This is a genomic window from Pedobacter sp. 10L46_2 (assembly GCF_056395165.1).
Map to the genome: position 1 here is coordinate 1 of NZ_JBFTIZ010000295.1, position 5,302 is coordinate 5,302.

At 38.5% G+C, this 5,302-nt stretch carries 3 protein-coding genes and 1 tRNA gene; 1 reads left to right on the forward strand and 3 read right to left on the reverse strand.

From position 1 onward, the window contains the following. Positions 1–101: 101 nt before the first annotated feature. From AC1DDX_RS22875 to AC1DDX_RS22885, 3 genes are all read right to left on the reverse strand, one after another. Positions 102–177: transfer RNA gene (locus AC1DDX_RS22875), tRNA-Lys, on the reverse strand. A 148-nt stretch (positions 178–325) separates the two neighbouring features. Further along, positions 326–2,263 (reverse strand): KUP/HAK/KT family potassium transporter, encoded by a 1,938-nt coding sequence (locus tag AC1DDX_RS22880; protein WP_337716331.1) that lies wholly within the window; start codon positions 2,261–2,263, stop codon positions 326–328. Between the two features lie 133 nt (positions 2,264–2,396). Beyond that, positions 2,397–4,244: a glycoside hydrolase family 2 protein gene (locus tag AC1DDX_RS22885; protein WP_337716329.1), complete on the reverse strand. Its 1,848-nt coding sequence runs from the start codon at positions 4,242–4,244 to the stop codon at positions 2,397–2,399. Positions 4,245–4,440: 196 nt separating this feature from the next. Here AC1DDX_RS22885 and AC1DDX_RS22890 point away from each other — a divergent pair. Beyond that, positions 4,441–5,302: ligand-binding sensor domain-containing protein (locus tag AC1DDX_RS22890; RefSeq protein WP_477622650.1), on the forward strand; the 862-nt coding region annotated here is incomplete at its 3' end.

Below are 5,302 nucleotides of genomic sequence, written 5' to 3' on the forward strand. Positions count from 1 at the left end.
GATTCGAACCCAGGACCACTACATTAAAAGTGTAATGCTCTACCAGCTGAGCTACGGAATCATTTTCTCATCAAACTAAAACCTCAAATCCTGAAGTTTTTTGGTGATCCCGCTGGGATTCGAACCCAGGACCACTACATTAAAAGTGTAATGCTCTACCAGCTGAGCTACGGAATCATGCTCCTTTTGTTTGATGAGGGTGCAAAGATAGGATTATAAAATTATTCTGCTAAATAAATTGAGAAATATTTTTAATTATTTTGAAGTATTTAGCTAACTCTTTAATTCTCATTACAGTGCGTTTTCCTGCTTTCTGGAAATAACTTTATTTAATCCTTTTCATTACAATAGGATCGGGGATATCTACTATCAAAGGCACCTTTTCTACGGTAACAAAGCTAGAGTCTAATCCAAAGCCTCGCTTCTCAGAGATGCTCAAGAGTTTCAATATTCTATGGTACGACATTGTAACACGCTCAATAAACTTCAAGCTGTTTGAGTTTGAAATGATCTTCTCTAACACAACAAATCTAAAGTCGCCTGGAATCTTTTGGGCTTTTAACGATTCGTATTTACTGGTAATGTCAATTTCTCCGCTCTGCACTAATTCTTCCACCACTTTTCTGAACAATGCATTAACCCTTTGCTCAACCCTAAAACCTAGCCTAAAATCGATTCTAATTAATTTTCCCGGTATCATTTGGTCTACTTCATACTCCAAGGTGTATGGTTCGTCAGTAACGTCTACGTGCAACAACCAGTAAACATCTGCTCTTTTAGGATGTTTCTGGATAATAGAGTAAATAACTGACGATTCAATCTCGCTGTTAAAATTAGCGCTGGTAAGATATACCAGGTTAGACGAGTATTTGGCAATAGAAGCATCAGCACTTATGTTTTTAATCAGCTGATAGAAATCCTGAATGTCAACAAACTTCATGTATCTGTTTCTAATTCTACGCCCGTTGTGCCAAGTCCACATAACCGAGAACAATGTTATACCCAGAATTAATGTAAACCATCCGCCATGCAGAATTTTTGCTGCATTACCTGCCAAAAATGTCAATTCAATAACACCATAGATCAACAAAAATATTCCTATTAAATACCTTGGAACCTTTTTCCTTAAAAGGAATACAGAAACCAAAATAGTAGTCATTAGCATGGCAACTGTAATAGATAAACCATAAGCTGCTTCCATATTAACAGATTTCTGGAAAATCAGTACAACAATTATACAACCAACCATTAATATCCAGTTCATAGAAGGAACATACAACTGGCCTTTCTGCTCACTCGGATAATTAATTTTAACCTTTGGCCAAAGGTTAAGCCTAACAGCCTCAGCAATCAGTGTAAATGAGCCTGAAATAAGGGCCTGACTGGCAATAGCCGCCGCAACAGTTGCAATCGCAATACCGTATATCAGGAACCAATCCGGCATTAAATGGTAGAACGGATTTACGTCACCCAGATGTTGGCCTTGTAAATTCCATAACCAAACGCCTTGTCCCATATAATTTAATATCAAACATATTTTCACATAGATCCAGCTGATCCTGATGTTTGAGCGCCCACAGTGACCTAAATCTGAATACAGGGCCTCAGCTCCCGTAGTACATAAAAATACCGCTCCAATGATTAAAAAGGCCTCAGGATTGGTAGTAAGAATATGATACGCATAATAAGGATTAATTGCCTTTAATATCACAGGCAACTCCATAATATGTACAAAACCTAAAACAGCGATCATGGTAAACCAAAGCCACATAATAGGACCAAAAGCCTTACCAACAAGCGAGGTTCCGAATTGCTGCAAACCAAACAGAAAAATAATGATGGCCAGCACAATGGGAACAGTAGGCAAGTCATGATAGATAAGTCCCAACCCTTCAATGGCGGCCGAAACGGTAACCGCAGGGGTCATTATGCCATCGGCAAGCAAGGCTGCCCCACCAACCATAGCCGGTATGATCAGCCATTTGGCTTTTCGCTTAACTAAAGAAAAAAGAGAGAAAATCCCACCTTCACCTTTATTATCAGCCTGTAAAGTAATAATAACGTATTTGATGGTGGTTTGTAAGGTAAGTGTCCAAACTATACAGGATAAACCTCCTAAAATAAGATCTTGTGTAATCAGTCGATCTCCAATAATTGCTTTAAATACATATAGGGGAGAAGTACCAATATCTCCATAGATAATACCTAAACTGATTAGTAATCCTGCAGCACTTAGCTTTTGAATGTGTTTATGATGGCCCATGGCTTTTTAAAAAATATTGCGGCAAATGTATGAATAATCTATAACGAAAAAACCCCGGAAGAAAATTAGCCGTAAAGCCAAGATTCTTACCGGGGTTAGGTGAAATAATCACCTCTCCGTACAAATCGTTTTTTTATGGATTCATCTTAACAAGATCAGCATTGTAAAGTTTGTCTGTAACCCCTTTTAATTTGGCTGCAGGCACTTTAATCACTTTTCTGTCGTAAGTCATTAACCCATTAGTTTCTTGCTCAACATCAGTAGTTTGGGTATATACAGCTGCCGAAAGTCCTTTTTTAATTAATCCTTCCATTTCAGTCATAAATGAAGCATATTTATCAAATAATTCATCTGCGGTCTTAAATGTCTGATATCCCCAGTTATCTTTTTCTTTCCAGGTATGCCCCGGTACAGGTAAACCTAACCCACCATATTCACCTAAAACAATGGCATGAGTTGGGCCAAAAAGGTCAGGTCTAGGCATTCTAGGATTAGGATAATGGTGTAAATCAACAATATCGCCAGTTACAACATGGTTACCACCACTTGCGCTGTTTACCAGACGAGAAGGATCTTTTTCTTTAGTCCATTCCGCAATCTCTTTGGTCTTAAACTGACCCCAGGCTTCATTAAACGGAGTCCATACAACAATACTAGGGAAGTTATGCAAGTCATCCATGATCTTGTTCCATTCCTTGCGGTATATCGCTTCAGATTCTGCAGAGCGGTCTTTATCTGTACCACCCATTGTACCTAAATTAGGTTCCCATTGGTTACCCAAATCTCCACTTGGCATATCCTGCCATACTAAAATACCTTGTTTATCACATTCATAATACCAGCGTGCAGGCTCCACTTTAATGTGCTTACGGATCATATTAAAGCCCATTTCTTTGGTTTTAATAATATCGAATTTCAAAGCCTCGTCGGTAGGGGCAGTATATAAACCATCTGGCCACCATCCCTGATCTAATGGTCCATATTGAAATACAAACTTGTCATTCAGCAACATTCTTTGGATGCCGTTAGCATCCGGACCCATTGATGATTTACGCATAGCGAAGTAACTCTTAACCTCATCAACTGGTTTTCCATTACGCACCAACGCAACTTTTAAGTCGTATAAGAATGGGCTTGCTGGCGACCATAGTTTCGGATTCGCAATAACTAATGTAGCTGCCTCCGTGGCATCTACCTCTTGCTCAGAAACCTTCGATGCACCATCAAAGGCAGTAATCCTTAATTTATCACCAGCTTGTGCAGCTTGCACATCTGCAGAAACAGTTAAAGATTTAGCATCAATATCCGGCGTTTGTTTGGTCGAAGCGATATAGCTGTTAGCAACACTTTCTAACCATACTGTTTGCCATATTCCGGTAACTGGTGTATACCAAATACCTTCTGGTTTTATTTGTTGTTTTCCTCTAGGTTGTGGCCCATTATCCGTTGGATCCCAAACACTAACAGTTAGTTCTTGTTTGCCGCCTTTTTTTAAGAAAGGGGTGATGTCAAAAGAAAATGGATCAAATCCACCTTCATGTGTACCAACTTTTTTCCCGTTTAAGTAGATTTCCGATTTCCAGTCCACCGCACCAAAATGCAATAAAATGGTATTTTTCATGTTAGAAGGCACCGCAAAGCTGGTTTGGTACCATAGCAAGCTATCTTTACCAACAGTTTTACCTACACCAGATAAAGATGATTCAACTGCAAAAGGAACTAATATTTTACCTTGATAGGCTTTAGGCTCGCTTTCGTTTTTGTGGTTGATAGCGTAGTTCCATAAACCATTTAAATTTTTCCAGTTATTACTGCGTACCAATTGTGGTCGCGGGTACTCAGGAAGGGGGTTTGCAGGATTTAATTTTTCCGCCCATGGAGTAGAGATCTTTCCGGGCACCGGTTTCCAGTTTTGTGCTTGTGCTGATGCGATCAGCGACTGGGAAAGGCATAGCCCGATTAAGTAAGAAAATAATTTCATAAATGAATACTTGGTTTAATGATTTGTGTGTTCCTCCCTGCTTAACAGGCCGAACGAATATTCAAATAAAGCAATTATGTTTTGACAAATCGGCTCAAAATTTATTCAAATCGTCGCAATTTGATTTGAAATTAATTAATTTGGCCCATTCAAGAACCCCCTGGTAATTGTAACGTTAACCATTTACAAACTAAACTTGAAAAAGCTAACCACAACTGCTCTTTTCCTATTTGTTTTTTTAAACCTTTTAAAGGCACAGCCGTATTATTTCAGGCATTATCAGGTAGAACAAGGTTTGTCCTACAACTCCGTATTTAGCATTGTACAAGATTCAAAAGGCTTTTTGTGGTTTGGAACAAAAGATGGCTTAAACAGGTTTGATGGATATAGTTTTAAAGTATTCCGTAGCAAACCAGGCGATACTACCAGCCTCAGAAATAATGTGATCAGGGCAATTTTTGAAGATGCAAGAAAGCAACTTTGGGTAGGCACCTCAAATGGCTTGTATTGTTATAACGATACCACACAACAATTTAAGCTAGTACCAATAACACTTAACAAAGGCGTTTGGGATATGAAAAGCCACGGTAATGGCGATATATGCTTTATTGCCGATCGTAAACTCTACAAGTATAACAGGAGTAGGCGCACCTTCGAAGAGTTTAGTAAACATCAGGATTTTGAAGCTACGGCAACTACATTTTCAAGTGATGGAACACTATGGGTATCATCACCCGAGGGGTTAATCAGAAAGTATAATAAGGCAGAGGATAGCTTTACATCATTTAACCTTTTTAAAGATTCACCACCCGTTATCTCCCATTGGATAGATAAAATATATGCTACTGCCTCTAATTCTATTTTAATAGGAACTTCACATCAGGGCGTAAAATTGTTTGATCTTGCTACTTTGAGCTATAAAGATATTTTAACCTTTAATAAGGATAAGACAAGTATTTATGCCAAGAACTTTATTCACAATAGTGGAGATGAATATTGGGTAGCAACAGAGTCAGGTGTATTTGTTTACAATTTAAAAACAGGGAAATATACCAACC